This is a genomic window from Nonomuraea sp. NPDC050383, assembly GCF_044459125.1.
GTDB lineage: Bacteria > Actinomycetota > Actinomycetes > Streptosporangiales > Streptosporangiaceae > Nonomuraea.
On the sequence record NZ_JBITIP010000005.1, the window covers coordinates 39,904 to 65,588 of the forward strand.

Genomic DNA, 25,685 nt, shown 5'->3' on the forward strand with positions numbered 1-25,685 from the left:
CGCGCCGCACCAACCGCCAGGTCTGACCACTCACAGCACTAGATTCCATCAGACCACAGGGGTAGATCGTGCCGAGTTGACCGGTCCCGCGGAGACGATCCGCTCACGTTAGCGACACGAGGAGGGGTTCGCGCGGCGACACGCCGCGGTGAGGTCAGGCGAGACGGACTCCGGGGGTCCGCAGGAACGTCGTGATGAGGGCGTGGATGAGGCGCGCCAGCAGGGCCTCGGCCACCATGAGCGCCGCCTTGGCCAGGATCGAGGCCAGGAGATCGGGCATGAGATACCTCACATGAGGGAAACGGTACGTAACGCCATATTTCACCATAAATCTGGCACTTGGCGGCATCTTACGTGTCCGAAAGGCGAACGCCAGATGGCCGGCGCGCGTCCACCCGTTCGAGTGCCCTTTCGAGCAGCACCGCCGCGGCGGCGCAGCCGAGCGCGATCCCCCACCCCAGCGGCCCGATCGGACGGCAGCCGAACAGCCGGCTCAGTCCCGGCACCGAGACGATCACCGCGAGCACGGCCAGCGACGCGAGCGAGGCCAGCAGCACCAGCCGGTCCCGCCCGCCCACGACGAGTGTCTGCAGGAGCTGCGCCCCCACCAGCCCGACGAGCCCGATCGTGTCGGCCCGGTCACGTGTGCCGGTCATGCGGCCGAGCAGCCACGCCGCCGCGGCCGCCGCGGCGGTGGTGACGGCCCGCAGGTAGATGTCGCGGGTCAGGGCGGTGCCCAGCGACGCCTCCGGCCCTTCGGCGAGGAGCCGGTCCGGGTCCGCGGCGCCCGGCGGCCGCACCGCCACGGCCATGGCGGGGAGCATGTCGGTGAGGAGGTTCACGAGGAGGAGCTGGCGGGTGTTGAGCGCGCTGCGCCCGGTCAGCAGGCTGGAGCCGACGGTGAACACGATCTCGCCGAGGTTGCCTCCGAGCAGCATGCTCAGCGAGTCGCGCACCGACCCCCACATCCCCCGGCCCTCCACGATCGCGTCGATGATCGTCTCGATGCGCTCGTCCACCACCACGATGTCGGCGGCGGCGCGGGCGGCCGGGGTGGCGCGGGAGCCCAGGGCCACGCCCACGTCGGCGAGCCGGATGGCGGGCACGTCGTTCGCGCCGTCGCCGGTGACGGCGACCACCCGGCCCATGCGGCGCAGCCCGGCGACGATCCGGGCCTTGTGCTCCGGCGTGACCCGGGCGAACACCGCGACGTCCGGCAGCGCCCCGGCCAGCGCGTCGTCGTCCAGCTCCTCCAGCTCGGGGCCGGTCATGACCCGGCCGCCGTTCAGGGCGTTGATCTCGGCGGCGATGGCCTCCGCCGTGCTCGGGTGGTCACCGGTGATCATGACGACACGGACGCCGGCGCGCATCAGGCCCTCCACGCTGCGCCTGGCGGTGGGCCGCACCGGGTCGGCCAGGCCGAGGAAGCCGAGGAAGCTCAGCCGTTCGATCCTGGACTCGTCGAGGTCGGCGCGGCTGGAGGCGGGCCGCTCGGCGACCGCCAGCACCCGGTGGCCCTGGCGCGCGAGCCGGTCCATCTCCTCCTCCAGCTCGCGCCTCGCCGCCTCGTCCAGCGGCACCGTCCCCGCGCCGCGCCGCAGCTCCGTGCAGCGGCTGAGCAGCACCTCGGGCGCGCCCTTCACGCTCAGCACCTGCCGCGCCCCGCCGCCCTGCTCCCCCGTCGCGTCCCCGTGCGTCCCGAGGACGGCGTGGTAGCCGCGCGCCGGCTCGAACGGCAGCTCGTCCACCCGCCGCCACCCCCGGAGCCCGTCCGCCGGTGACACGCCCAGCCGCTCCGCGCCCTCCACCACGGCGCGGTCCGTGGGATGCGGGATGGCGCGCCCGTCCTCGTGCCGGGGGCACGCCCGCAGCGCGGCGCCCACGACGGCCCGCAGCTCGGGCGTCAGCTCGTCCACGGGCCGCTCGGTCCGCCCGTCCGACACCCGGCCCAGGCTGATGCGCCCCTCGGTCAGGGTGCCGGTCTTGTCGAAGCACAGGACGTCCACGCGGCCCAGCGCCTCGATCGTGGACGGGTTCCGTACGAGCGTGTCGCGGGCCGACAGGCGCTTGGCCGACGCCAGCTCCGCCACCGTCGCCACGAACGGCAGGCCCTCCGGCACCGCCGCGACCGCCAGGCTCACGGCGGGCGCGACCGCGGCGGCCGGCGGTGTGCCCCTCAGCAGCTCGATCACCATCAGCGCCACACCCGACCCGACGGCGACGGGCAGGATGCGGCGACTCAGCGCGCGCAGCCGCAGCTCCACCCCGGTCGGCGGCGGCGCGGTCGCGGACAGCCTGGCGGTCCTGCCCGCCACGGTCGCCTCGCCGGTGGCCACGACCACGGCCAGGCCGTGGCCCGCCGCGACCGTCGTCCCCTGGTACACCATCGACGTCCGGTCCGCGACGGCCGGCGCCGCCGTCGGCGCCTCGCCCTTGGCCACGAGCTGCGACTCGCCGGTCAGCGTCGACTCGTCCACCTCCAGGCCGGACGCCTGGACCAGCCGCGCGTCCGCGGGCACCGCGTCACCCGCGCGCAGCTCGATCACGTCGCCCACCACCAGGTCGTCCGCGACGCCGGCCACCGCGCCGGCCGGGCGGCGCAGCCGTACAGCCGTCTCCGTGATCCGGGTGAGGCGGTGCAGGATCCGGTCGGCGTGCCAGCGCTGCGTGCCGCCGAGCAGCGCGCCGACGCCCATCACGCCGCTGATCAGCGCGGCGTCCAGCACCGAGCCGACGGCGAGCGACACGCCCGCGCCCGCGGCGAGCACCGGCGTGAGCGGGTTGGCGATCTCCTCCAGGCAGGCTCGGGCCAGCGAGCGCGGCCCTGCCCGCGGCGTCACCGGCGCCGCCCTGCGCCGCGCCGCCTCCTCCTCCGCGAGCCCGTCAGGAGACGTGTCGAGCCTGGCCAGCACGTCGCGGGCCGCCATGGCGTGCCAGGGCGTGTGGTCGACGGGCGGAGGCGGCACCTCGCGGCCCGCTCTGCGGCCCGTCCACTCGCCCACGACGAGCGCGGCCACGGACGTGCCGTTACCCACCAGGTGCACCCGGGCGAGCGCCGTCCGCGCCGGGCCCAGGAACGCCAGCCCCGCACCCACCGCGGCGCCGGCCGCGGCCACCCGCACACCGCGCCGGCCGGCCTTCCTCGCGTACGGCAGGCCGCGCAGGAGGAGGTGCGCCCCCTCGAACCCGCCGATCACGTCGGCGTCCCACGGGACCGGGCGGGGCCTGCCGAGCACGCCGACGCCCACGTCCGCCAGGGCCAGCGCCCGCCCTCCCCGCTGCGACACCACCGCCACCCCGTGCCCGCCGGCCTGCATGGCCCGCACCTCGGAGGCCAGCCGCGATCCCCCCCGCACCACCCGATCCACGCCCAGCCGGGCGGCCAACCCCGGATCGCCGCCCGCCAGCACCACCTCGCACCCGCGCCCGGGGGCGGCGACGAGAGCCTCGGCCAGCGGGTGCAGCTCGGGCTCCAGGCCGACGACGGCGGCCACGACGCCGTGCCTGGCGACCGCGACCAGCCTGATCCCCTCGTCCCGCCATCGCCCCACCTCGGCGGGCTCCCCGCCGCCGATCGCCCCGGCCGGCTCGTACGGGGCGACGCTCCAGCCGTCGCGCTCCCGGCGGGTCACCGGGGCGGAGCGGTCCGTGAGATCGATGAGCGTGTACAGACGGGCGTGCAACTCCTCCACACCCGCCTGCTCCGTGCGCGCGCCCGTCCCCTTCGGCTCCTCGGCGGAGGCGAGGGGCACGATGCCGTGGATCGCCCACGCGCCCGTGGTGAGCAGACCGGCGTCCACGACGACCGTGTCCACGCGGTCCATCCGGTGCAGCGCCTCACGGTCCAGCACGATCGTGTCCCGCCCCGCCAGCGCGCGCACCACCGCGCTGGTGAACGCGTTCCGGCTCAGGGTCGCCGCCTTCGGCACCCCGGCGACCAGCAGGGTCAGCCCCCGCTGGTGGTCTCGGCTGAGGAACGTGGTCACGCCCTGCCCGGCCACGGCCAGCGTGCCCGCCGCGTCCGCGTACCTCTCGACGGGCCCGCGCGGCAACGGCGCCCCGCGTGGCGGCACGGCCGCACGGATGTGGCGGTAGGCCCCGTCCTCGGCGGCGAAGTCCTCCTCGCGCCGCTCCCACGCCGCGCGCACCGCACGCGCCTCCACGAACCGGCCGGCCGCCGCCACCGAGTCGATGAGCAGGGAGACGGGCCGCAGCGCGAGCGTGTGCGTGGCGATCCGCCCGGACGCCAGCAGCGCGTCGCCGATCGGTTTGCCGACCCGCTCCTCCAGCTCGCGGCGGACCCGCGGGGTGTGCTCCACCAGGGAGACCAGGGCCGGGACCAGCGGGGGCAGCCCGGGCACCCGGACGACCTGCCCGGCCAGCGCCGCGCCGGCGCCGAGAAGATGCAGGCCGAGGCTCACGGCGGCGCGCGCCTGCTGCTCCACACCGTCGAGCGCCCAGGCGCCGCCTCCCGTTCCCGCTTCGTCAGCGTCCATGTCCTCCTGGAGGCCGGAGCCTTGGAGGCCGGAGCCTTGGAGGCCGGAGCCTTGGAGGCCGGAGCCACCCGGGAAGTCCGGCGTCCCCTCGTCCAGTTCGTCGACGATCGCCACGAACTTGTCCAGGTCCGTCGCCTCAGGGTCGCAGGCGACGTACACGGAGCCGAGCACGCCGTTCACCTCGGCCCGTTCGGCGCCGGCGGCGCGCAGGCGCTCCTCCAGGAGGCGCGCCGCCCGATCGGTGCCCGGTCCGCCCAGGGCACACAGCTCGACCCGTACCCCGCCCGGGCACGCGCGGACCACCCGGGGGTGCGGGAGCAGTCCTCGGACCGGTTCGGGAAGCATGGTCAGCAGCGCGCCGGCGACGGCGTGCACGCCGGGCAACCGCATGTGTTCTCCCTCTCCCGTCGAACAGGTGTGTCATGGCGGGGGAAGGCCGGACAGGTGGACGTGTCAGGTACTCGCTCGCTCATCGCCCGGCCGGGGGCTCCGGCTCACCGGACCGCGCGATGACTCGCACAGGCCGCCACGTGCGCATGGACGGCCGCTGGTGTCGTGGGCGGGCGCTAGGTGCCGGAGTCCTTCTGGCCGGAGGGGACACTCCGGCTCCTCGGAGAGGCGGCGCCCCTCCTCGTCGTGGAGGCGGCCGCGGCCGCCGATGACGGCGTGCTGTTCGCGGATCCGCTCCTCGCCCTCGTGGACGTTCCGCTCCGGCCGCGCGTCGCCGGGGACGTACGCGCCGTCGAGGCCGCGCGTGCGACCGTCTCGGCCGCCGCCCGGGTCGCCTGGGACTCCCGCGCGGTGGCGCCGCCGGCGATGCCCCCCATGAAGCTGCTCTCCCCCGTACGGGCCCGCTGCGCGATGATCGCGCCCGCGCCGATGGCCGCCGCGACGGGCCACTCGATCACGCCCATGACCGCCATCGCCCCCAGGGCCCCGTAGTAGGCCACGCGCTCGGGCGGCGGCAGCATCGACCGCGCGACGTCGGCGGCGTGGCCCATCTCCTGACGGTTGATCCTGGGAACGGGCAGACGCGGCATCGACACGTGCGGCAGGTGCACCCGTCGAGGGCGAACCTCGATGCTCATCATCGGCAGGTCCAGCGTGAACCGTCTGGCGGAGCCGTCCACCGGCCCGGCGGTATCGGACGAACGGGTCTGGGCCTCGGTCATGACGTCGCCTCCGGACTGAATCCCTCTCCGCTTCCCTATCCCACCACCGGGCGGTTCATGCCCAACACAGCCTTTTTGACCTTTTCCCTACCATGCCCCGCACGGCCTTCCCCCTTCCTCCACTTCGGGGCAGGGCCGGCCCTTACGCTGAGGTGCCGAGCGGACACCGAATCTGGAGGCGCGAATGGCCGCATTGCCTGACGACAGCTGGCTCCTCACCCTTCGCCCCCAGCCATCACGCGTTACGGCAGAGGAATACGAACTCCTTCCCGAGGAGATCGCGAAAGCCATCGAGATCGTCGACGGCTTCGTCGTCTATCGCGAAGCCCCCACGCCCGACCATCAGATCGCCGGACGGCGACTCGCGAACCTGCTGGAACGTTACGCTCGTGCGGCGGCGAAGGAAGGCCACGGCTGTCTGACGGTGAACAACGACGTGGACCTGCGTCTGCGCGACGTCCCCCTGCTGAACCGGCGCCCCGACGTGGTCCTCTACCGTTGTCTTGACCAAGACCGCGGTGAGCGGCTGCGGGCCCAGCACGTCCTTCTCGCCGTGGAGATCGTCTCGCCCGGCTCGGAGACCCAGGACACGACGGACAAGCTCGGCGAGTACGCGAAGGCGGGCATCCCGCACTACTGGGTCGTCCGGCTCGACCGCACGGGCGTCTCCATGGTCGAGCGCTACCGGCTCGACCCCGCCACGAGGCTCTACAAGCACACGGGGACGTTCATGAAGGACGAGCTCGGCGAGACACCGCTGGTGAGCAACCCCATCCCACTGGTGATCGACTGGGCGGAGCTGGAGTTCGACGCCGCTGGTTAGCCCCTGCGGGGCAGGGTCAGGGCTTGCGGGCGATGCCGCCGTACATGAGGCGCTGGCCGACCGTCAGCTCCGCCGGCACCGGGCCGTCCGGGCGCCACAGGGGCAGCGGGACGACCCCGGGCTCCAGCAGCTCGAACCCGTCGAAGAAGCCGGTGATCTCCTTCTCCGTGCGGAAGCGGCCCGTGCCGAGGAGGGCGAGGTACTTCTTCTCCGCCTCGCGGGATTCCTCGCTGGAGGCGCAGAAGTGGGTGATGAACAGGTAGCTGCCGGACGGCACCGCCGCCATGTACTTCTCGACGATGCCCTGGGGGTCCTCGTCGTCGTGCAGGTGGTGCAGGATGCCGACCAGCATCACGCCGACCGGCTGGTTCATGTCGATGAGCCGCCGGACGTCCTTGTCGGCGAGGATGGCCGAGGGGTCGCGCAGGTCGGAGGTGACGACGGCGGTGCGCTCGTTCTCGGCGAGCAGCGCCCTGCCGTGGGCCAGCACCATCGGGTCGTTGTCGACGTAGACGACGCGGGACTCGGGGTTCGCGCGCTGGGCGACGTGGTGGGTGTTCTCCAGGGTCGGCAGCCCGGACCCGAGGTCGATGAACTGGCTGACGCCCTGCTCGACGAGGAACCGCACGCCCCGGCCGAGGATCTGCCGGTTGTACGTGGCCACGTCGTAGATCTCGGGGACCACCTTCACGATCTCCGCGACGAACGCGCGGTCGACCTCGAAGTTGTCCTTGCCGTTGAGCACGACGTCATAGGCGCGGGCGATGCTGGGGCGCGTCGTGTCGATGGCGCTCTTCCACTGATCCGGCGTCTCGGCCACGTCGGTCCCCTCTCGATGCTGCGACGACCATGATCCTAGTGCCGTGAACATGAAGGCCGTACGCGTTTAAGGCATTCTGAGGGACATGTCCGGCACCTCCGCCCGCCTGCTGACTCTGCTGTCGCTGCTGCAGACCCCGCGTGAATGGCCCGGCAGCGAGCTCGCGGAGCGGCTGGGGGTCAGCCCGCGCACGATCCGCCGGGACATCGAACGGCTGCGCGACCTCGGCTATCCCGTGGAGGCCAGCATGGGCGGCGCGGGCGGCTACCGGCTGGTGGCGGGCACGGCCATGCCGCCGCTGCTGCTCGACGACGAGGAAGCCGTGGCCGTCGCCGTCGGCCTGCGCACCGTGACCCGGCACGCCGTGGACGGCATCGACCAGGCATCGGTACGGGCCCTGGCCAAGCTGCGGCAGGTGCTGCCGTCCCGGCTGCGGGCGCGGGTCGGCGCCCTGAGCACCGCCACGTCGGCGCCGCCGCCCGTCGCCGGGCCGAGTATCGACCCGGAGATCCTCACGTCGCTCGCCACGACGGCCGCCGCCGGAGAGCGGGTGCGTTTCGCGTACCGGTCCGGCGACGGCGCCGAGAGCAGGCGCCACGTGGAGCCGTACGCACTGGTCACCTGGGGCCGGCGCTGGTACCTCCTCGCGTACGACTGCGAGCGGGACGACTGGCGGGTCTTCCGGGTGGACCGCGTCGAGCGGCCCTGGCCCACGGGCGCGCGGTTCGCGCCGAGGCCCTTGCCGGCCCAGGACGCCGCCGCCTTCGTCGTCTCCAAGCTCCACACCCTGGCCCCCACCTACCGCGCGGTCGTGACCCTGCGCGCTCCGGCCGAGTACGTGAGGACCCGCCTGGGTGACGGCACGGAGGACGTGACGGCCGTCGACGAGCGCACCTGCCGGCTGGACGGCCGCAGCGACACCCTGGAGTGGCTGGCGTTCCGACTGCTCACCCTGGGCTGCGAGTTCGAGGTGCACGAGCCCCCTGAGCTGCTGGAACACCTCCGCGAGCTGAGCGGCCGGGCCCTCCGCGCCACCGCGGGCGCCTACTGAGGACCGTGTAGGACGGAACCTGACCTACTCCCTGTCCAGTGTGGGAGCAGACATTCCGCAACACGGCACAGGAGGCGGCGACATGCCCGTCAAGCCCATCCCCGACGGCTACACCACCGTCACCCCATGGATCATCTCCCGCGACACCGCCGCGGTCATCGACTACCTGAAGGAGGCGTTCGGGGGCGAGGAGCTCGGCCGGGTCGTCGACGCCCGTGGCGTGATCGGCCACGCCGAGGTGCGCATCGGGAACGCGATCGTGATGCTGTTCGACGCCGACCCGAGCTGGCCCGCGACGCCCGCGTTCGTCCGGTTGTACGTCGAGGACGCCCACGCCGTCCACCGGCGGGCCGTCGCCGCCGGGGGCACGTCGATCTCGGAGGTCACGCACCTGGCCTTCGGCGACGTGGTGGGCCGGGTACGGGACCCGTTCGGCAACGTGTGGTGGATCCAGACGCGCATCGAGGACGTGTCGCCGGAGGAGCTGGCGCGGCGCTGGAGCGACCCGGTGTTCACGGCGGCCATGGAGTACATGCAGCGTCCGGAGACCGAGATCTTCCCGCCCACCGCCCCTTCTGGCGGCTGACCGCAGTCACGTCGTCCGGCCTCACATGGTCCGGCCCCGCAATCCATTGCCCCTGCGCCGACGTGAAAGGCCCCGGCAGCGCCGGGGCCTCTCACGTCAGGAGTACGGGTCAGGAGAAGAGGCGGTCCACCACGCGGGCCGTGGCCTTGCCGTCGTCTCTCGGGGCGTAGGTGGCCCGGAAAGCGTCGTAGCGGTCCCTGTGGGCCGCGGCCACCTGGTCGATCGAGCGCAGGGCCTCGACGACCTCGGCCGAGGTGGACAGGACCGGGCCGGGGGCGATCTCCGGCAGGTCCACGTACAGGCCGCGCCGGGAGGAGTACTTGGCCAGGTCGTACGCGTAGAAGACCATGGGGCGGCCCGTGGCGGCGAAGTCGAACATGACGGACGAGTAGTCCGTGACCAGCACGTCCGCCACCAGCAACAAATCCGCCATATCCGGATAAGTCGTGACGTCATGGGCGATGTCGGGGACGGCGGGCATGGCCTGCATGGGGTGGGCCCGGACCAGGAGCTCGTGGTCGGCTCCCAGCTCCTCCCGCGCCTTGGCCAGGTCGAGCTTGACCATGGCGTTCTTGCGGTCGTAGTCGCGGTACGTCGGCGCGTACAGCACCACCCGCTTGCCCTCGGCCAGCCCCAGCCGCTCGCGCACCCGCGCGGCCAGCCGCTCGCGGTCGGGCGAGGTGAGCACGTCGTTGCGCGGCAGCCCGCTCTCCAGGACCTCGCCCTGGTAGCCGAACGCCTTGCGCAGCACCGGCGTCGCCCACGGCGACTGCGACAGCAGCACGTCCCAGCCGCGTACCTCCGTCGCCTGCCGGTGCCAGATCGGCGGCCGGGGGTCGCGGGCCATGTGCGGCTGGTCGTTGCCGACGTGCTTGGCCGGGGTGCCGTTCCAGGTCTGGAGGACGACCTGGTCCTCGCGGGCCCGGAACCAGACGGGCAGGAAGGAGTTGGTCACGATGTGGCGGGACCTGGCCAGCGCGGCGTGGTGCTCGCGGCTGCCGGCGCGCACCACGGTGGCGCCGCCCGGCGGGGTGAACGCGCCGTCCTTGACGATCCAGATGTGCTCGCGGTCGTCGCCGCGCCGCAGCCGCTCCTCGTAGACGGCCCGGACGCTGTCGGCGTAGAGCCGGCCGTCGTTGACCACGTAGACGGTCGCGTCGGTGAGCGGCTCGGTGCGCTGGGCCGGGTAGAAGACCTTCCGCAGCACGTGGGTGCCGGCCACGCCCTTCTCGTCGGCGGGCCGCGACTCCTCGACCGCGATCACCGGCACGTCGAAGCGGGTGGACACCATCCGGAACGCGTGCCCGCCCAGCTCGCGCGGCTCCTCGTCCAGCCCCGGCAGGGCGGCGTGGTCCATGCGCAGCGGGACGATCTCGCCGGAGGGATGGCGGGTCGACAGGTTCCAGGTGCCGGAGGACAGCGGGAGGCTCTCGCCGAAGCGGTCCATGGCCGAGGGCGTGATCCGGACGGAGAAGCTCTCGCCGTCGCGCTCCATCGGGATGCCGTAACAGAGCCCGGAGCGGTGACGCAGGGTGAGGACGCGGTGCCCGGGGGCGTCGGGGTAGCTGCCCCGCAGGACCAGGGCGGACCCGTCCCAGACGGCCGAGGAGATCACCGGGCGGATGCGGTGGGCCGAGACGATGACGCGGTCACGCCGGTCGCCGAGCACGGTGATCTCGCGGTCGCCGATGGTGGCCCGGGTGTCGACCAGGTCGGCCAGCATGACCGAGGCCGCCGGGTCGCCCTTGGGCTCGACCCAGAGCCGCCGGCCGTCCTTCTCGTGGAGCAGCGCGGAGACGGCCTGGACGACCACGACCTCCGTGCCGCCGTCCTTGGGCGTGAAGTCGGCCGCCATGCGGTGGCCGCCCAGCCGGGCGTGCCCCTTGGTGACGGTACGGCCGGGCAGGAAGATCTTCAGCTCCAGGCGGTCGCCCTCGACGGAGACGCCGGTCAGCTCGGCCCGGTTGGGCTGGAGCACCACCTGGAGGGCGCGGTCGGACGTCCACGTGGGCCTGACCCACCAGCCGGGCCGCAGCTTGAGCCCGGCGGGACGCTCGGCGCGGCCCACCGCGAAGCCGCGCAGCAGGCCGGTGGCGCGGGCGCCGCGGCTCCAGAACACGATCTCGGCCCGCCACGTCGTGGCGTCGGCCACGGCCGGCCGGTGGCGCATCCGGCGGCGGGCGGCGTGGACGACGCCGCGCACGGCGCCGCGCCAGCGCAGCGACCACGGGCTCAGCTCGGCCGAGAACCCCGACCAGTCGTAGTTGCAGCCCGGCTCGCGGGCGCCGTGGGTGGCCTCCGGCTCGAACGTCCGGCGGGTCCGCAGGCGCACGGGCGGCAGCCAACGGGGCCCGCGCAGCACGACGGTCGCCCGGTTGAAGCGGCGGCTGCGCACCGACAGCCCGGCGAGGTAGGCGAACCCGGTGATGCGCAGCCTGCCGTCGACCCACTGGATGTCGTCGATGTGGGTGACCGGCACCATGTCGGAGCGCCGCAGCTCGTACAGCGTGGACGGCAGCTCGTCCTGGAACGGCAGGTCGGCGTACCAGCGCAGGCCCTTGCGGATGCGCTTGGACGGCTCGGCCGCGGCGGCGACGGCCGTCGCCAGCGTCTCGCCGTCGATGAGCTCCTCGTCGGGGCGGTGCTCGACGAGGTGGCAGATCAGGCGGCGGGCGACGGGCAGGTCGCGCTTGACGCTCTCGTCCACCCCCGCGAGGTACGGGCGCAGCAGGGTGACGAGCTCGCGCCGGCGGGCGGGCCCGCGTTTGACGGCGACGTCCATCCGCGCGCCCAGCGGGCCGCTGAGCACCTCGGCGTCGAACGCCGCGTCCTGACCGCCAGGACCGACCGCGCGCATGATCGCGTCGAGGGGTTCGCCACGATCGCAGAGATCCTGGACGACCTTCAGACGATCGGCGGCCGGAACTCCGCCCTGGCTCTGGGCTGTTACGCCGGTGGCCATGGGGGGCACCGCCTTTCGGACCGCCATCACCTGTTTTGCCCATGCTAAGGGGAGTCTCGTACCGCAGATGCACCGTCGGGGCGAATCCGCAGCTCAAACGTTTTACTGAGAATCCACTGAACGCCCGTCCCAGCGCGCGGCCCGCATGTCGGCCTTCTCGCCCCGTCTGGGCGTGCCCTCGGCCCGCCAGTGCGCGAGGCACTCCTGGAGATGACCGGCCGAGGCGGCCCCGCCGTCGGCGTGGACGACGCGCCACCACGGCACGCCGCCGCCCCACGTGGACATCACGGCGCCGACCTGGCGCGGGCCGCCCTCGCCGAGATACTCGGCGATGTCGCCGTACGACATGACGCGGCCCGGCGGGATGGACTCCACCAATTGGAGGACGCGCTCCGCGTACGGGTTCACCGGCGGCCCCGCGGCGTCATGGTCCCCACGCGGCGGGACCCGCGTCGATGATCTCGTCGAACTTGCCCAGATCGGTCGTCGTGCCGCCGGCCGTCACCTGGACCACGCCGTCGCGCAGCGTGTAGCTCTCACCGTCCTCGCCGACCAGCCGGGCGCCGAGCAGCGCGGCCAGCCGGACGAGCTGTGCCACCTGCCAGTCGGATCCGGGCTCGCCGACCACCTGGTCGGTCCAGCGTGCCACGGTGTGCGCGCCGCCGCCGTGCCTGGCGACGATCTCCCGCGATCCGCGCAGCTCGAACCCGGCCGGCGCGATCGCCCTCGCGAGGTCGGCGTAGGCGATCGGCGCCTCCCGGACCACGCGCAGCTCGTATCCCATGACGCGGGACCATAGCGGATCTTTCACCCTCTACGCTGATTGAGCGCCATGATCGCCCCGCTGAACGTGACCAGCGCCACGAGCGCGGCCCCGCCGAACAGCCAGAGCCGCCACGGCTCGGGCCCGGGCCGCGACGGCGCCGGGCTGTCCTCCCCCTCGCCGAAGTGCAGGTCGTCGGACACGTCCGGCGCGGGCTTGGCCTGCGCGAGACGCTCGGCGGCGTTGAGGGCGGCGCCCGCGTCGACCACGCCGAAGCCGACCTTGTCGTCGTACCCGGCCGCCGGACGGCCGCGCGCGCTGGACGACAGGGCCTGCGCCACCCGCTCGGGCGGCAGGGCGGGGTAGCGGGCCTTGATCAGTGCGGCCACCCCGGCGACGAGCGCGCCGGCCGAGCTGGTGCCCTCGGACGGCTCGTAGCCGCCCCCCATCCTGGCCACGGGCACGCCCACGCCGGGCGCCGCGACGAGGACGGACAGGTTGTCGCTGCTGAACGGGGCCCGCCTGCCCTGCTTGTCCACGGCCGCCACGCCGATGACACCCGGGTAGCCGGCGGGGAAGCTCCAGTAGGAGGTGCCCTTCTGCTGGGCGTAACCGGTCTGCCCGTCGTTGCCCACGGCGGCGACCAGCACCACGCCCTTGCCCAGCGCGTACGAGACGGCCTCGCGCTCGGACTTGAGCGGGCCGTAGCCGCCGATCGACATGCTGACGACCTGGGCGCCGTGGTTGGCGGCGTAGCGCAGGCCCCTGGCCAGCGGGCTCTCCAGGCCGGAGTCCTCGTCGGGACGGGGGGCGGGCGCCGGCTCGATGGTGCCGGTGCCGGGCTCCTCGTCCAGGGCCAGCGGCACGGACAGGATGCGGGCGTCGGGCGCGACGCCGACCAGCCCGTTCTTGGCGCCCGAGCCGGCGACGAGCGCGGCCATGGAGGTGCCGTGCTCGCCGGGCCTGGCCTCGCGCTGCACGGACGAGGTGCTCATGTCGGGACCCGTCGTCACCTTGCCGCGCAGCTCCTTGAGCTTCGGGTCCACGCCGCTGTCGATGACGGCGACGGTGACGCCGCGGCCCTTGGTGACGGCCCACGCCTGCTCGACGTTGAGCGCGTCGAGCACCCACTGCTGCTGCTCCCGTACGGGGACGCTCGCGGGGGACTGCAGGGTCAGGGCCGCGGCGGCGAGCACGCGGACGGCGGCGGTCAGCACACGTTCCCCTGGGTGCAGGGCGGGACCTTGGGCGGGTCGGCGAGGAAGTAGGCGATCTGGTTGCCGATGGACTTGGCGGCCGGCCACAGCTCGCTGTGCAGGATCTCCTCCGGCGGGACGGCCGCGCGCGTGCGCCCGTCGGCGTAGCCCGCGGTGGAGAACACGATGTACGGCCCGGCGCCCACCCAGCCGGCGCGCTGGCGCTGCTCGGTGCCGAACCGCTCGGTCACCGTGCCGGGGAACGCCACGGGCAGCACGCCCACCCGGTCGTCCTGGCTGAGCTGCTCGGTCGCCGACAGCCGGGCCTCCTCGTCCTTGAGCACGGCCACGCCGACCGTGAACACGAACGTGGCCGTCTGGTCCACGTACGTGGCGCGGAGCATGGTCACGCAGCCGTGGTCGTCGAGGACGGCGGCCACCGAGGCGTCCACGCCGTCGCGGCACTCGGTCTCGGGGGCGATGCCGACGCGCCGGGCGTACTGCTGGGCACTGTCGAGTCCCTGGTACTTGACCTCTTCCGGGAACACGCCCGTCGCCGGCCACGCCTGCCAGCGGCGGGCGATCTCCTCCTGCTTGTAGCGGTTCTGCTCGGCGGGGGTCAGGGGGCGGGAGCGGTTCTCGGCGAGCAGCCCGACGGTCCCGAGCAGCACGACGACGGCCGACATGGCCATGACGGCGCCGACGAGCACGACGAACCAGCGGCGGTAGCGCACGCCACGCCGCAACTCCTCCCGCTCGGCACGCTCCCGGGCGGCTGTGCCGGCGCGGGTGGTGGCCGCCGGCCAGGCACGCACCCGCGAGCGGCGACCGGACTGGGAGCCCAGGGGATTTCGCCGTCCCGGTGTCCCTCCGGCGCGCGGGAGCCCCGAATTCGTCCTACGTGCCTTCACCACCGCCTCGTTCCCGGGGTCGCTCGGTGTGTATTTCGTCCCCCTTGGCACGCGGATCATGCGTCTTGGGGGCTGTGTGCGCGGCGCACGCGCCTGACCAGGAGGTACATGGCGGCCACGGAGGCCAGCGCCCCGCCCGCAGCCACGGCGGCCACGGCGACGTAGGCGTGGACCCTGTCCCGGTCGCGCGCGACCACCTGGACGGGGGCCGACGCCCCGCCTCCCACAGGGTAGGCCGGATCCTGGGCCTGGCCGCCGGTGGCGGTCTCGGTGTGGCGGGCCAGCCGGGCGGCCTCGGCCAGGGCGCGGCGGGCGTTCACGACGCCGAACCCGGTGCCCGTGTCGTAGCCGCCCGGGGGCCGGTCGATGGCGCTCGCGGTGAGGGCTCGGGCGACCAATGGCGGCGACATTTCCGGATATTTCGCTTTTATGAGGGCGGCTACTCCGGAGACCAGCGCGGTCGCCTGCGAGGTGCCCCGGCCGATCCAGTACTGGTCGCCCGGTCCCGCACCCATGATGTCGACGCCCGGCGCGGCCACCACCACCGAGGAGTTGCCGTTGGAGAACGTCGCCCGCCGCAGCCGCCGGTCCGTCGCGCCCACCGCCACCACGCCGGGGAACGCCGCCGGATAGGAGTACGGCGCCTCATGGCCGGCGCCGCCCCCGCGCGCCCCGTCGTTGCCGGCCGCGGCCACGAGCACGACGCCCCTGGAGATCGCGTACCCGATCGCGGCCCGCTCCTCCCTGGTCGGCAGCTCCTTCGACAGCGACAGGTTGATCACGTCCGCGCCCTTGTCGACGGCGTAGCGAATGCCCCGCGCCACCACGTTCTCGAAGCGCGGATGCGTGTTGAACACCCGGAACCCCCGCTCCTCGTCCTCCAGGATCACCCGCACCGAGAGGATCTCGGCCTCGGGGGCGACGCCGATGACGCCGCGCGAGCCGTCCGGGCCGTGCCCGTGGCCCGCGATGAGCGAGGCCATGTACGTGCCGTGCAGGCGGAGGGGGCGCACGCCCGGCGGGTTGGCGCCCTTGGTGAAGTCCTTGCCGACGGTCACGGAGCCGGCCAGGTCGCGGTGCAGGGAGTCCACGCCCGAGTCGAGCACGGCCACGGTGACCCCGCCGCCCCTGGTGGCCCGCCACGCCCTGGGCAGCTCCAGGGTGTCGATGACCGGCTGCTGCTCGCCGCGCACGTCGTCGGCCAGCGCGGGCGCCCCGGCGACCAGCACCGCCCCGGCCGCCACCACACCGGCGCCCATCACCCGGAATCTCATCACCCGGAATCTCAGGGCCCGGGGATTCAGCGCTCGGGGATTCAGCCCTCGGGGATTCAGTGCTCGGGGGTTCAGCATCGCCACTCCGGCGCGGCGCAGTCGGGCAGGCTGGGAGTGGTCAGGCTGTGCAGGACGTGCGCGGCCAGCTCGCTCCCGTACGAGAAGACGGCCGGCCGCTGCTCCCCCGCCGTCCGCGCCGGCCGCCCGTCGGCCTGTCCCGCCGTGGTCAGCACCACGTACGGCCCGCCCTGGCGTACGGAGCCGGCCTGCCGTACGGACGGGGTGAAGCGGTCGGCGACCGTGCCGCGGAACGCGAGCGGGCGCAGACCGGGAACCGGCTCTCCCGCCTGCGGGAAGGCAGCCGTGGCGCGGGCGGCGGCGCGCTCGTCGGGGAACGCGGCGACGCCCACGGTGACCAGCACGCCGCGCAGCGCGTCGATGTAGGTGGCGCGGAGCACCGCCCGGCAGCCGGCCCGGCGCAGCGCCGCGTCGGCGGCCGGGTCCACGGCCCCGGCGCAGCCCGTGCGCGGCGAGATGCCGATCCGGCTGGCCTGCTCGATGCCGCCCTGCTCGGCGGAGTACGCCAGGCGGGCCGGGAAGACGCGCCCCGCCGGCCAGACACGCCACCGCTCGGCCGTCTCCCGCTTGACGGCGGCGCGCAGCTCGGCGGTGTTCGGGCCGCGGGTCAGCTCCGTGCCCGCCGCACCGGCCGCCACCCCGGCGGTCACCGCGCAGACGAGCGTCAGCGCGGAGGCCACCACGAGGGCAGGCCAGCAGGGGCGGGCAATGTCCACGGCTTCGACCTTAATGCGGGCGACCCGGTGCCATCCCCGGAAACCGGACCAGCAGCGGAAACCGGTCTATCTCCGGACCACCGGCAGGCCGGAGCAGACGAAAGAACCGGCCGCCCCGAGGGACGGCCGGTCCGGGTGAAGCACTCCGCGGTCAGTAGGACGGCAGGCTGGGGTCCACGGTCTTGACCCAGCTCAGCACGCCGCCGCCGACGTGGACGGCGTCGGAGAAGCCGGCGTTCTTGACGATGGCCAGCGCCTCCGCCGAGCGTGCCCCCGACTTGCAGTGCAGCACGATGCGCTTGTCCTGCGGCAGCCGCTCCAGCGCCGAGCCGTTGAGGAACTCGCCCTTCGGGATCAGCGTGGCGCCGGGGATGGAGACGATCTCGTACTCGTTCGGCTCGCGAACGTCCACGAGGAAGATGTTGTCGCCGTTGTCCTGCATGGCCTTGAGCTCCTGCGCGGTGATCGTGGAGCCCGAGGCCGCCTCGGCGGCCTCGTCGGAGAGCGCGCCGCAGAACGCCTCGTAGTCGTCGAGCAGCGCGGTGACGGTGGGGTTCTTGCCGCACAGCACGCACTCGGGGTCCTTGCGGACCTTGACGTCGCGGTACTTCATCTCCAGGGCGTCGTAGATCATCAGCCGGCCCACGAGCGGGTCGCCGATGCCGGTGAGCAGCTTGATGGCCTCGTTGACCTGGATGGAGCCGATCGACGCGCACAGCACGCCGAGCACGCCGCCCTCGGCGCACGAGGGGACCATGCCGGGAGGCGGGGGCTCCGGGTAGAGGCAGCGGTAGCAGGGGCCGTGCTCGGCCCAGAACACGCTCGCCTGCCCGTCGAAGCGGTAGATGGAGCCCCACACGTACGGCTTGCCGAGCAGGACCGCCGCGTCGTTGACCATGTAACGGGTGGCGAAGTTGTCCGTGCCGTCGACGATGAGGTCGTAGCCGGAGAAGATCTCCATCACGTTGTCGTTGGTCAGCGCGGTGTTGTGGACGATCACGTCGACCAGTGGGTTGATCTCACGGACGGTCGCCGCGGCGCTCTCGGCCTTCGGCCGGCCGACGTCGGACTGGCCGTGGATGATCTGGCGCTGCAGGTTGGACTCGTCGACGACGTCGAAGTCGATGATGCCGAGCGTGCCGACGCCCGCCGCCGCGAGGTACATCAGCGCGGGGGAGCCCAGGCCGCCCGCGCCCACGCAGAGCACCTTGGCGTTCTTCAGCCGCTTCTGCCCGGCCATCCCCACGTCGGGAATGATCAGGTGGCGTGAGTAGCGGCGCACTTCGTCAACGGTCAGCTCGGCGGCCGGCTCGACCAGCGGTGGCAACGACACTTTCTACGCTCCCGTTCCAGGGGGACCCATCTCACGTTCCTCAGGTTGGAACCTAGCCGGTGAGCGGGGCATTCCCCAATCGCGTCTCACCGATCAGACGGCGGGCCTCGGCGGCCACCACGGAGGGCATCTCCATCATCGCCACGTGCCCCGCCCTGGGCAACAGAACGAGCCTGACCTGCTGGAACGTGCGGGCCGCCTTGGCGGCCATGGCGGGACGGACCAGCCGGTCGTGCCGGCCGTGGATGATCAGCGTGGGCGCCTGGACGCGGGCGGCGCACCGCCACAGGCTGTCCGCGCCGCGCCGGAAGTACTCCGCGAAGTACTCCGCGACGATGCCGCGGGCCGAGCCGATCATGGCGGCTCCGGCGTACGGCAGGTCGTCGCGCCTGCGCAGCTCCTCGACGGCGTCGCGCAGCCGTACGGGATGGACGGCGCCGACGTTGGCCCACACCATCGCGAACGAGGCGTTGATGCGCTGCTCGGCCGGGACGAGCCGGAGCTTGTCGGCCACCCACTCGCCGAGCCTGGGCGTCGCCGCGGCGGCCACGCGGACCGGCCCGTACCTGGGCAGCAGGTCGGGCAGCGCGGGCGAGATGAGCGTGAGTGAGCGCACCAGGCGGGGGCGTTCCGCGGCGACGCGGACGGCCACCGCTCCCCCGAGCGAGTTGCCGAACAGGTGGGCCGGCCCCGTGCGCTCCATCAGGCCGATGACGGCCCTGGCGTGCGCGGCGACGCTGTAGTCCCCGTCCTCGGGGGCCGGTGAGTGGCCGGCGCCCGGCAGGTCGATCGCGTGGCCGGTGACGACGTCCTTGAGCTCGTCCATCAGGTCCGTCCAGTTGGTGGCGGCCCCGGCCAGCCCATGGACGAACACGGCCTGTTCGGGAGCGCCGTCCGGGGTGGATCTGACGTGCACCGAGCCGACCATGCGTCCTGGCCAGTGCGGGATCAGCTCCGCTGCCATGTGCCCTCCTCGTTCGCGCCCAGTCCACGATAGCGACCCGCCTCGCGACACATCACACCATCCCATGACATAAGGGACTTAATAGCATTTTTCGGGATGTGGCTGCTTTTATTCGTGCGGCATATCCGCAGAACTGACAGAGCAAAACGGACATATCATGGCAATTCATTTCATAAACACTTAATAAGAGCAATGGGACCGTTAGGGTATAGCAAAACGGCCCGATTCTCGTTTGCAGCCCCCGGCCGCCGGAAATGAAAAGCGTCGGATGGGGCTTTTGGTCACCATCCACGGCATATTCCGTTCAGGACGGAAATGCCAAAAGAACCAGGGCAACCGATCCTTTAGGGGGGAACTCAATGCCCACGTTCAAGAGCGCAATCGCAGGTCTCGCGCTGGCCACCGCCGCGACCGGCGGCGTGGTCACCGTCGGCGCGCTGACCACCGCGTCGTCCGCCGGTGCCACCACGGTCACCAGCACGTCGGGTGACTTCAGCATGGGCTGCTGGCGCCGTTGGGGCTGCGGCTTCCGCGGTGGCTGGGGCGGCCGTCGCGGCCACCAGCGCGTGAAGATCCACATCCACATCCACAACAACAACGTGAACAACAACGACAACGACGCCGACGCCGACGCCGTTTCCGTGTCGCGCAACGGCGAGCACGACGAGGACTGACCCGTCGTCCGCTCTGAGGCGCTCCATCGGAGCGCCAGGCCGGCCGGGGCGCACGTGAGCCGTGCGCCGCTTTTCCGGCCGGGGTGAGCCCCGCGCTCACAACTGAGGAGCGCCCGTGTTCATCGGGGTCGTCGTTCGCCAGGACGAGCGGCGACCCCCCTCGGCGGACACGGGCACCGCAGAAATCGCAGAGAACCATAGCAAGACGTGGAACCCGTAGCTGGACCGGGGAAACTCCAGCCCATTTCCCGGCGCGTTCGGCAGTACCTCCGGAGCGCTTTCACCGGCCATTCCCGCGGCGCCGCAGCAAGCGCCCGGGCGGCACTTTCACTCACCATTCTTCGGGGAGAATTCATGTTCAAGCACGCGATGGCGGGCCTCGCGGCCGCCACGGCCCTTTCCGGCGGATTCGTCGCTCTGGGCGCGGCCACCACCACGGCCACCGCAGGTGCCACCTCCGTGGACTTCAGCACGAGCTGCGGCCACAGCTGGGGCTGCGGCTGCCGCTGGCGTTGCGGCGGCTGGGGCGGCGGCTGGGGCCGCGGCAACAACGGCGGCAACTCCAGGATCAGGCTGCGCTTCCACATCAACAACAACAACGTCAACACCAACGACAACGACGCCGACGCCGACGCCATCTCCGTGTCGCGCAACGAGCACCACGAGCACGGCAACGGCAACGGCAACGGCGAGTAGCCGACCGGTCAAGTTTTCCGGAATGAGCCTCGGCTCATCCATCGAGTGCCTGCGTTCACCGTCGTCAGGTCCCGCCGAGCGGCGGCCCTGCGAACGCAGGCACTCGTTCGTTGTGTAGCGCCATCAACCATCACGTTTCGAGGAGCATCCGCATGTCCATGTACAAGCACGCGGTCGCGGGCGTCGTGACCGCCGTCGCGCTGACCGGCGGCGTCGTCGCCATCGCCTCCGTCACCATGTCGTCCGCCTCGGCCACGACGCCGACCGCCTCCGTCGGCCTGCAGGCCGGCGGCTGGGGCGACGGTCACCGCAACCGCATCAGGATCCGCCTGCGCAACAACAACGTCAGCACCAACCACAACCACGCCGACGCCGACGCCTTCTCGATCTCGACGTCCCGGCCGGAGCCGCGGCCCACGGTCACGATCACCAAGAAGCCCACCCAGTAACCGGGCAGCGGGCAAACCGTACGTAACGCGCCGTGTGACCTGCGGGTCGCACGGCGCTCCGCGTTCGCGGTGGACCGGCCGCGAGGCTCAGGCGGACTTGCGGGTCTTGCGCTTGGGGGCGGCCTTCTCCTCGTCCTTGCGCGTCCCCTTCTCCTCGACGGCCTTCGGCTCCTTGGCCGCCGTCTTCCTGCCCCTGGCGGGCTGGCCGGAGCGCTCCCGCTTGGCGGCCTCCACGCTGGCCCGCAGCGCGGCCATGAGGTCCACGGCGGGGCCGCCCTCCTCCTCGCCCTCCTGGGGCGCGACGACCTCCTTGCCCTCCACCTTGGCCTCGATCACCTGTTGCAGAGCCTCGCGGTAGGCGTCGTGGTACTCGGTCGGGTCGAAGTCGGACTCCATCGTGGTGATCAGGGACTCGGCCATCTTGAGCTCCTGCGGCCGTACCTCGATGTCCTCCTCCAAGAACTCGAAGTCCGGCTTGCGAATCTCGTCCGGCCACAGCATCGTCTCCAGCACGAACACGCCGTCGCGCACCCGCAGCGTCGCCAGCGACTCGCGCTGGCGCAGCGCCACCTTCACGACCGCCACCTGTCCCGAGCTCTCCAGCGCGTTCCGGAGCAGCACGTATGGCTTGGCGCCCTGCCCGTCCGGCTCCAGGTAGTACGACTTGGCGAAGTAAATGGGGTCGATCTGCTCGGCCGGGGCGAACTGGAGCACGTCGATGCGGCGCGACGAGCTGAGCGGCAGGTCCTCGAAGTCCTCGTCGGTCAGCACCACGATCTCGCCGGTGGCCAGCTCGTACCCCTTGGCGATGTCGGAGTACGAGACCTCCTCGCCGTCCACCGTGCAGACCCGCTTGTAGCGGATGCGTCCGCCGTCCTCGCGGTGGACCTGGTGGAAGGTGACGTCCTTCTGCTCCGTGGCGGAGAAGAGCTTGACGGGGATCGTGACCAGCCCGAAGGAGATCGCACCCTTCCAGATGCTGCGCATGGTCACTCCTCAAGCGGTAACAGGTGGCCGGCCAATGGGCACATACCCGTCATGGGGCAAGGAATGCCATACCTACTGCCACATTCGATCGAACCAATGCTGGCCGTCCCCGGTGAACTCCCCAAGGACCGGGCAGGCTACGGCCTGGAGGTCAAGTGGGACGGCATCCGGGCGCTCCTCCACCTCGACGGCGGCCTGCGGCTGACCGGGCGGCACGGCGCCGACTACACCCGCCGCTATCCGGAGATATCCGTACGCGAGGCGAAGACCGCCGCCGGGCTCGGCGTGAAGAGTGTCGTCATCGACGGCGAGCTGGTGGCCTTCGACCCCCGCGGCCGGCCGAGCTTCACGCGGCTGCAACGGCGGATGAACCTCACCGACCCCGGGCCTGCCGTGCTGCGCCTCCGCCCCATCACCTTCCTCCCGTTCGACCTGCTGTACCTCGACGGCACCCCGCTCCTCGACCTGCCGTACCGTGACCGGCGCGGCCTGCTCGACGAGCTGGACGCCGGCGCCCCGCCGTACTTCCCCGGCGAGTCGGACCTGCTCGCTGCCACGCGGGAGCAGGGCCTGGAGGGGGTCGTCGCCAAGCGGCTGGACTCCCCGTACCGGCCGGGCGAGCGCTCCCCGTGGTGGGTCAAGGTCAAGCACCTGCGCACCACCGAGGTGGTCGTCGGCGGCTGGAAACCCGGCAAGGGCCGCCGGGCGGGCGGCATCGGGTCGTTGCTCATGGGCGTGTTCACCGGCGAGGGGCTCCGGTACGTCGGTCACGTCGGGACCGGATTCACCGACGCCGCGCTCGGCGAGCTGTACGCCCTGCTGGCGCCCCTGGAGATCCGGCACAGCCCGTTCGGCGATCCCGTGCCGTGGCGCAACCGGTGGGTTAGACCGGACCTCGTCGGGGAGGTGGCCTACACGATGTGGACCGACGACCTGAGACTCCGGCACCCCGTGTGGCGTGGGCTGCGCCCCGACAAGATCCCCGCGGAGGTCACCCTGTGAGCGCCGCGGAGGTCACGCCGTGAAGAAGGTCCCCGTCCGCGTCGACGGGCGCGAGCTGGTGCTCAGCAACCTCGACAAGATCCTCTACCCCGAGGACGGCTTCACCAAGGCCGAGGTCATCGACTACTACAGCCGCGTCGCGCCCCTCCTGCTCCCCCACCTGCGGGGCCGGCCGCTGACCGTCAAGCGCTACCCCAACGGCGTCGAAGGCGCGTTCTTCTTCGAGAAGAACGCGCCCGAGCACACCCCCGGCTGGGTCCGCACGGCCCGGCTCCCGGCGCCCGGCAGCACCAAGAACCGCGAGACCATCGACTTCGCCGTCGTCGACGACCTGCCCACGCTCGTGTACTACGCCAACCTGGCCGCCCTGGAGCTGCACGTCCCGCAGTGGCGGGTGTCGGAGGACGGGCAGGCGCTGGCGCCCGACACGCTGGTCTTCGACCTCGACCCGGGCGCCCCGGCCACCATCGTGGAGTGCTGCGAGGTGGCGCTCACGCTGCGCGAGGTGCTGCGCGTCGAGGGACTGACCGCCCTGCCGAAGACGAGCGGCAACAAGGGCATGCAGCTGTACGCCTCCTGGGACTGCCGCGAGGAGCCGTCGGCGTACGCCAGGAGACTCGCCCAGCTCCTGGAGAAGGAGCACCCGGACCAGGTGGTGAGCGTGATGGCCAAGAAGGCTCGCCCCGGGAAGGTGTTCATCGACTGGAGCCAGAACAACCCGGCGAAGACCACCGTGGCGCCCTACTCGCTGCGGGCCAGGCAACGCCCGACGGTCTCCACGCCCCTGCTGTGGGAGGAGGTCGAGAGCTGCGAACACCCCGACGACCTGGTCTTCACCGCGGCCGACGTGCTGGCGCGCGCGGAGGAGCACGGCGATCTTTTCGCCCGGGCGTAGTCTGGTGAACATCCACATCTGGAAGGGGACCTCACATGTCGGAGATGGACACGCGTGACGACGACCGCACCTTCGAGGAGGAGGAGCTGTCGATCGAGGCGCCGGAGGCCGACGCCGCCGAGCAGCAGCGCTCCCACCGCGAGGAGACGGGACGACCGCGTGCCTCGCTCCCGCTGGAGGCCGATCCCGCCGACGCGGCCGACCAGGACCGCGTCGTGGACCTCGATGACGACGACTACCGGTGAGGCCGCCTACCCGCACGTAGGATGTGCCGACAGGGCACACTGAACAGACCCATGGGAGACCCGCGTGACAGCAACCCCGGACGCCAAGCCCCGGGGCACCCGGCTGCCCCGACTCGCCCGCCGCCGGCAGCTGCTCAGCGCCGCCCAGGAAGTGTTCGTCGAGAACGGCTACCACGCGGCCGCCATGGACGAGATCGCCGACCGGGCCGGGGTCAGCAAGCCGGTGCTCTACCAGCACTTCCCCGGCAAGCTTGAGCTGTACCTGGCGCTGCTCGACATGCACGTGGACGACATGGTCAACCGCTGCCGCGAGGCCCTGGCCTCCACCCACGAGAACAAGCTGCGGGTGCAGGCGACCTTCGCGGCGTTCTTCGACTTCGTCTCCACCCAGGGCGAGGCGTTCCGCCTGGTGTTCGAGTCCGACCTGCGCAACGTCGCGCCGGTGCGCCAGCGCGTGGAGCGCTCGCTGCGCGAGTGCGCGGAGATGGTCAGCGCGGTGATCCAGGAGGACACCGGCTGCACCAGCGACGAGGCCCACCTCCTGGGCGTCGGCCTGGTCGGCATGGCCGAGGTGAGCGCCCGGTACTGGGTCACCACCCACGGCTCCATCCCCAAGGAGGCGGCCGAGCAGCTCGTCGCCCGGCTCGCCTGGCGCGGCATCAGCGGTTTTCCGCGTACGGCTTAACCCGTTCGCTGGGCGCGATCACTCCGCCCGCTCCCGCCCCGGAGGGGCGACCATGGAGGGGCCAGCCCCCGTCGAGCGTCAGCTCGGAGCGGCCGCGTCCACAGGCACGAAAGGGAGCACGATGGAAGTCAAGATCGGTGTGCGGTCCGTACACCGCGAGCTCGTCGTCGAGACCGAGCTGTCGGCCGAGCAGGTCGAAGAGGAGATCAGAAACGCCCTGGCGGTCGAGCGCGGCGTGGTCTCGCTCACCGACACGAAGGGCAGGCGTGTGCTCGTGCCCACCTCGTCGCTGGGATTCGTCGAGATCGGCGAGGACGAGTCCCGTCCGGTCGGCTTCGGCGGCACCCTCTGACCTGACGCGGAGGGGGAGCGCCCCCAGCCACCCCCGCCGATCGCCCCGCGCCCGCCCCCGCTCGACGCCGGGGCGGGCGCGGAAGGCGAAACCGCTGTACCGTGCATCTATGAGGGCCTGGCGCCGCCACGGCGGTTCCTTGACGAGATGCGGACCCAGTCGCTGGACCTCGCGCCCCGTGCTCCGCAGGGAGAGCGCGCGCTGTCCAGCCATCGAGCCGTCCAAGGCCGGTCTCCCGGCCGACCGGCCACCATGGGGCTGCCGGCTCACCCGCCCAGGAGCGCGCGCCTGCCCCTGAGGAGGTTCAGGACCCCGCGCCTGTCCTGAGAGGCCCGCGGACACCCGCCCGGACGTCCGCCGCCCCCGCATGCCCTCCCGGGCGCCGCCGCCGGACGCCCTCCCGGGCGCCGCCGCCGGACGCCCTCCCGGGCGCCGCCCCCGCATGCCCTCCTGGGCGCCGCCCCCGCATGCCCTCCTGGGCGCCGCCGCCGTAGGCCCTCCTGGGGCGCCGCGGCCCCGGACGCGCCCCCTGGCGCTGGGCGCCCGCTGTGCCCG

At 72.6% G+C, this 25,685-nt stretch carries 25 protein-coding genes; 11 read left to right on the forward strand and 14 right to left on the reverse strand.

Annotated elements, in window-relative coordinates:
- Nucleotides 1-154: 154 nt before the first annotated feature.
- The 3 genes from ACIBG4_RS14310 to ACIBG4_RS14320 all read right to left on the reverse strand — a co-directional run bounded on the left by ACIBG4_RS14310 (nucleotide 155) and on the right by ACIBG4_RS14320 (nucleotide 5,668).
- The gene (locus ACIBG4_RS14310; RefSeq protein WP_355451444.1) at nucleotides 155-280 is read right to left on the reverse strand and encodes a hypothetical protein; all 126 of its coding nucleotides are present in this window, start codon (nucleotides 278-280) and stop codon (nucleotides 155-157) included.
- A 70-nt stretch (nucleotides 281-350) separates the two neighbouring features.
- Nucleotides 351-4,886, reverse strand: coding sequence for an HAD-IC family P-type ATPase (locus tag ACIBG4_RS14315; protein ID WP_397202159.1), 4,536 nt, complete (start codon nucleotides 4,884-4,886; stop codon nucleotides 351-353).
- A gap of 176 nt (nucleotides 4,887-5,062) precedes the next feature.
- On the reverse strand, nucleotides 5,063-5,668 hold the full coding sequence (locus tag ACIBG4_RS14320) for a hypothetical protein (protein WP_397202160.1): 606 nt from the start codon (nucleotides 5,666-5,668) through the stop codon (nucleotides 5,063-5,065).
- A gap of 184 nt (nucleotides 5,669-5,852) precedes the next feature.
- Between ACIBG4_RS14320 and ACIBG4_RS14325 the strand changes: the two genes are divergently transcribed.
- Entirely contained in the window at nucleotides 5,853-6,491 is a 639-nt protein-coding gene (locus tag ACIBG4_RS14325; protein ID WP_397202161.1) for a Uma2 family endonuclease, read from the forward strand.
- 16 nt (nucleotides 6,492-6,507) lie between these two features.
- Here the strand turns inward: ACIBG4_RS14325 and ACIBG4_RS14330 are convergent, their stop codons facing one another.
- Nucleotides 6,508-7,311: an SAM-dependent methyltransferase gene (locus tag ACIBG4_RS14330; RefSeq protein ID WP_397202162.1), complete on the reverse strand. Its 804-nt coding sequence runs from the start codon at nucleotides 7,309-7,311 to the stop codon at nucleotides 6,508-6,510.
- Between the two features lie 85 nt (nucleotides 7,312-7,396).
- On the opposite strand from ACIBG4_RS14330, the gene ACIBG4_RS14335 reads away from it, so the two are divergent.
- Nucleotides 7,397-8,362: a helix-turn-helix transcriptional regulator gene (locus ACIBG4_RS14335; protein ID WP_397202163.1), complete on the forward strand. Its 966-nt coding sequence runs from the start codon at nucleotides 7,397-7,399 to the stop codon at nucleotides 8,360-8,362.
- Nucleotides 8,363-8,444: 82 nt separating this feature from the next.
- The gene (locus ACIBG4_RS14340) at nucleotides 8,445-8,948 is read left to right on the forward strand and encodes a VOC family protein (RefSeq protein ID WP_397202164.1); all 504 of its coding nucleotides are present in this window, start codon (nucleotides 8,445-8,447) and stop codon (nucleotides 8,946-8,948) included.
- A 109-nt stretch (nucleotides 8,949-9,057) separates the two neighbouring features.
- Here the strand turns inward: ACIBG4_RS14340 and ACIBG4_RS14345 are convergent, their stop codons facing one another.
- From ACIBG4_RS14345 to ACIBG4_RS14385, 9 genes are all read right to left on the reverse strand, one after another.
- Nucleotides 9,058-11,910 (reverse strand): CDP-glycerol glycerophosphotransferase family protein, encoded by a 2,853-nt coding sequence (locus tag ACIBG4_RS14345; RefSeq protein ID WP_397202165.1) that lies wholly within the window; start codon nucleotides 11,908-11,910, stop codon nucleotides 9,058-9,060.
- A gap of 102 nt (nucleotides 11,911-12,012) precedes the next feature.
- Entirely contained in the window at nucleotides 12,013-12,318 is a 306-nt protein-coding gene (locus ACIBG4_RS14350; protein ID WP_397202166.1) for an MGMT family protein, read from the reverse strand.
- 16 nt (nucleotides 12,319-12,334) lie between these two features.
- Nucleotides 12,335-12,694, reverse strand: coding sequence for a hypothetical protein (locus ACIBG4_RS14355; RefSeq protein WP_310713010.1), 360 nt, complete (start codon nucleotides 12,692-12,694; stop codon nucleotides 12,335-12,337).
- A gap of 23 nt (nucleotides 12,695-12,717) precedes the next feature.
- Nucleotides 12,718-13,890 (reverse strand): S8 family serine peptidase, encoded by a 1,173-nt coding sequence (locus tag ACIBG4_RS14360; protein WP_310713009.1) that lies wholly within the window; start codon nucleotides 13,888-13,890, stop codon nucleotides 12,718-12,720.
- Nucleotides 13,884-14,684, reverse strand: a complete 801-nt coding sequence (locus tag ACIBG4_RS14365; RefSeq protein ID WP_310713007.1) for a hypothetical protein — start codon at nucleotides 14,682-14,684, stop codon at nucleotides 13,884-13,886. Before ACIBG4_RS14365 ends, ACIBG4_RS14360 begins: the two co-directional genes overlap by 7 nt.
- 152 nt (nucleotides 14,685-14,836) lie before the next feature.
- On the reverse strand, nucleotides 14,837-16,054 hold the full coding sequence (locus ACIBG4_RS14370; protein ID WP_397202167.1) for a S8 family serine peptidase: 1,218 nt from the start codon (nucleotides 16,052-16,054) through the stop codon (nucleotides 14,837-14,839).
- 71 nt (nucleotides 16,055-16,125) lie between these two features.
- Complete coding sequence (locus tag ACIBG4_RS14375; protein ID WP_397202168.1) at nucleotides 16,126-16,848, reverse strand: hypothetical protein; 723 nt, start codon at nucleotides 16,846-16,848, stop codon at nucleotides 16,126-16,128.
- Between the two features lie 151 nt (nucleotides 16,849-16,999).
- Nucleotides 17,000-18,181, reverse strand: coding sequence for an adenylyltransferase/sulfurtransferase MoeZ (moeZ, locus tag ACIBG4_RS14380; protein ID WP_310713001.1), 1,182 nt, complete (start codon nucleotides 18,179-18,181; stop codon nucleotides 17,000-17,002).
- A 52-nt stretch (nucleotides 18,182-18,233) separates the two neighbouring features.
- Nucleotides 18,234-19,145: an alpha/beta fold hydrolase gene (locus ACIBG4_RS14385; protein ID WP_397202169.1), complete on the reverse strand. Its 912-nt coding sequence runs from the start codon at nucleotides 19,143-19,145 to the stop codon at nucleotides 18,234-18,236.
- Between the two features lie 359 nt (nucleotides 19,146-19,504).
- On the opposite strand from ACIBG4_RS14385, the gene ACIBG4_RS14390 reads away from it, so the two are divergent.
- From ACIBG4_RS14390 to ACIBG4_RS14400, 3 genes are all read left to right on the forward strand, one after another.
- Nucleotides 19,505-19,819, forward strand: coding sequence for a hypothetical protein (locus tag ACIBG4_RS14390; RefSeq protein WP_397202170.1), 315 nt, complete (start codon nucleotides 19,505-19,507; stop codon nucleotides 19,817-19,819).
- 354 nt (nucleotides 19,820-20,173) lie between these two features.
- Entirely contained in the window at nucleotides 20,174-20,515 is a 342-nt protein-coding gene (locus ACIBG4_RS14395) for a hypothetical protein (RefSeq protein WP_397202171.1), read from the forward strand.
- Nucleotides 20,516-20,667: 152 nt separating this feature from the next.
- Nucleotides 20,668-20,964, forward strand: a complete 297-nt coding sequence (locus tag ACIBG4_RS14400; RefSeq protein ID WP_397202172.1) for a hypothetical protein — start codon at nucleotides 20,668-20,670, stop codon at nucleotides 20,962-20,964.
- 87 nt (nucleotides 20,965-21,051) lie between these two features.
- On the opposite strand, the gene ACIBG4_RS14405 is transcribed toward ACIBG4_RS14400, so the two are convergent.
- The gene (locus ACIBG4_RS14405; RefSeq protein WP_397202173.1) at nucleotides 21,052-21,951 is read right to left on the reverse strand and encodes a Ku protein; all 900 of its coding nucleotides are present in this window, start codon (nucleotides 21,949-21,951) and stop codon (nucleotides 21,052-21,054) included.
- Between the two features lie 96 nt (nucleotides 21,952-22,047).
- Between ACIBG4_RS14405 and ligD (ACIBG4_RS14410) the strand changes: the two genes are divergently transcribed.
- The 5 genes from ligD (ACIBG4_RS14410) to ACIBG4_RS14430 all read left to right on the forward strand — a co-directional run bounded on the left by ligD (ACIBG4_RS14410) (nucleotide 22,048) and on the right by ACIBG4_RS14430 (nucleotide 25,130).
- Complete coding sequence (gene ligD / locus ACIBG4_RS14410; protein ID WP_397202174.1) at nucleotides 22,048-22,953, forward strand: non-homologous end-joining DNA ligase; 906 nt, start codon at nucleotides 22,048-22,050, stop codon at nucleotides 22,951-22,953.
- A gap of 19 nt (nucleotides 22,954-22,972) precedes the next feature.
- Nucleotides 22,973-23,848 carry a non-homologous end-joining DNA ligase gene (gene ligD, locus ACIBG4_RS14415; protein ID WP_397202175.1) on the forward strand — a complete coding sequence of 292 codons (876 nt, stop codon included), beginning with the start codon at nucleotides 22,973-22,975 and terminating at the stop codon, nucleotides 23,846-23,848.
- Between the two features lie 35 nt (nucleotides 23,849-23,883).
- Nucleotides 23,884-24,093 carry a hypothetical protein gene (locus ACIBG4_RS14420; protein WP_397202176.1) on the forward strand — a complete coding sequence of 70 codons (210 nt, stop codon included), beginning with the start codon at nucleotides 23,884-23,886 and terminating at the stop codon, nucleotides 24,091-24,093.
- A 64-nt stretch (nucleotides 24,094-24,157) separates the two neighbouring features.
- The gene (locus ACIBG4_RS14425; protein WP_175605892.1) at nucleotides 24,158-24,778 is read left to right on the forward strand and encodes a TetR/AcrR family transcriptional regulator; all 621 of its coding nucleotides are present in this window, start codon (nucleotides 24,158-24,160) and stop codon (nucleotides 24,776-24,778) included.
- Between the two features lie 121 nt (nucleotides 24,779-24,899).
- Nucleotides 24,900-25,130, forward strand: coding sequence for a DUF3107 domain-containing protein (locus ACIBG4_RS14430; RefSeq protein ID WP_310712984.1), 231 nt, complete (start codon nucleotides 24,900-24,902; stop codon nucleotides 25,128-25,130).
- Nucleotides 25,131-25,685 lie beyond the last annotated feature (555 nt).

What these genes read in the sequence shown, in the direction of transcription:
- ACIBG4_RS14405 (WP_397202173.1), bottom strand. Translation starts at nt 21,951, where the DNA reads ATGCGCAGCATCTGGAAGGGTGCGATCTCCTTCGGGCTGGTCACGATC.
- ACIBG4_RS14310 (WP_355451444.1), bottom strand. Translation starts at nt 280, where the DNA reads ATGCCCGATCTCCTGGCCTCGATCCTGGCCAAGGCGGCGCTCATGGTG.
- ACIBG4_RS14325 (WP_397202161.1), top strand. Translation starts at nt 5,853, where the DNA reads ATGGCCGCATTGCCTGACGACAGCTGGCTCCTCACCCTTCGCCCCCAG.
- ACIBG4_RS14370 (WP_397202167.1), bottom strand. Translation starts at nt 16,054, where the DNA reads ATGAGATTCCGGGTGATGGGCGCCGGTGTGGTGGCGGCCGGGGCGGTG.
- ACIBG4_RS14430 (WP_310712984.1), top strand. Translation starts at nt 24,900, where the DNA reads ATGGAAGTCAAGATCGGTGTGCGGTCCGTACACCGCGAGCTCGTCGTC.
- ACIBG4_RS14385 (WP_397202169.1), bottom strand. Translation starts at nt 19,145, where the DNA reads ATGGCAGCGGAGCTGATCCCGCACTGGCCAGGACGCATGGTCGGCTCG.
- ACIBG4_RS14340 (WP_397202164.1), top strand. Translation starts at nt 8,445, where the DNA reads ATGCCCGTCAAGCCCATCCCCGACGGCTACACCACCGTCACCCCATGG.
- ACIBG4_RS14395 (WP_397202171.1), top strand. Translation starts at nt 20,174, where the DNA reads ATGTTCAAGCACGCGATGGCGGGCCTCGCGGCCGCCACGGCCCTTTCC.
- ACIBG4_RS14315 (WP_397202159.1), bottom strand. Translation starts at nt 4,886, where the DNA reads ATGCGGTTGCCCGGCGTGCACGCCGTCGCCGGCGCGCTGCTGACCATG.
- ACIBG4_RS14345 (WP_397202165.1), bottom strand. Translation starts at nt 11,910, where the DNA reads ATGGCCACCGGCGTAACAGCCCAGAGCCAGGGCGGAGTTCCGGCCGCC.
- ACIBG4_RS14355 (WP_310713010.1), bottom strand. Translation starts at nt 12,694, where the DNA reads ATGGGATACGAGCTGCGCGTGGTCCGGGAGGCGCCGATCGCCTACGCC.
- ACIBG4_RS14390 (WP_397202170.1), top strand. Translation starts at nt 19,505, where the DNA reads ATGCCCACGTTCAAGAGCGCAATCGCAGGTCTCGCGCTGGCCACCGCC.
- ACIBG4_RS14420 (WP_397202176.1), top strand. Translation starts at nt 23,884, where the DNA reads ATGTCGGAGATGGACACGCGTGACGACGACCGCACCTTCGAGGAGGAG.
- ACIBG4_RS14335 (WP_397202163.1), top strand. Translation starts at nt 7,397, where the DNA reads ATGTCCGGCACCTCCGCCCGCCTGCTGACTCTGCTGTCGCTGCTGCAG.
- ACIBG4_RS14320 (WP_397202160.1), bottom strand. Translation starts at nt 5,668, where the DNA reads ATGACCGAGGCCCAGACCCGTTCGTCCGATACCGCCGGGCCGGTGGAC.
- ligD (WP_397202174.1), top strand. Translation starts at nt 22,048, where the DNA reads ATGCTGGCCGTCCCCGGTGAACTCCCCAAGGACCGGGCAGGCTACGGC.
- ACIBG4_RS14400 (WP_397202172.1), top strand. Translation starts at nt 20,668, where the DNA reads ATGTCCATGTACAAGCACGCGGTCGCGGGCGTCGTGACCGCCGTCGCG.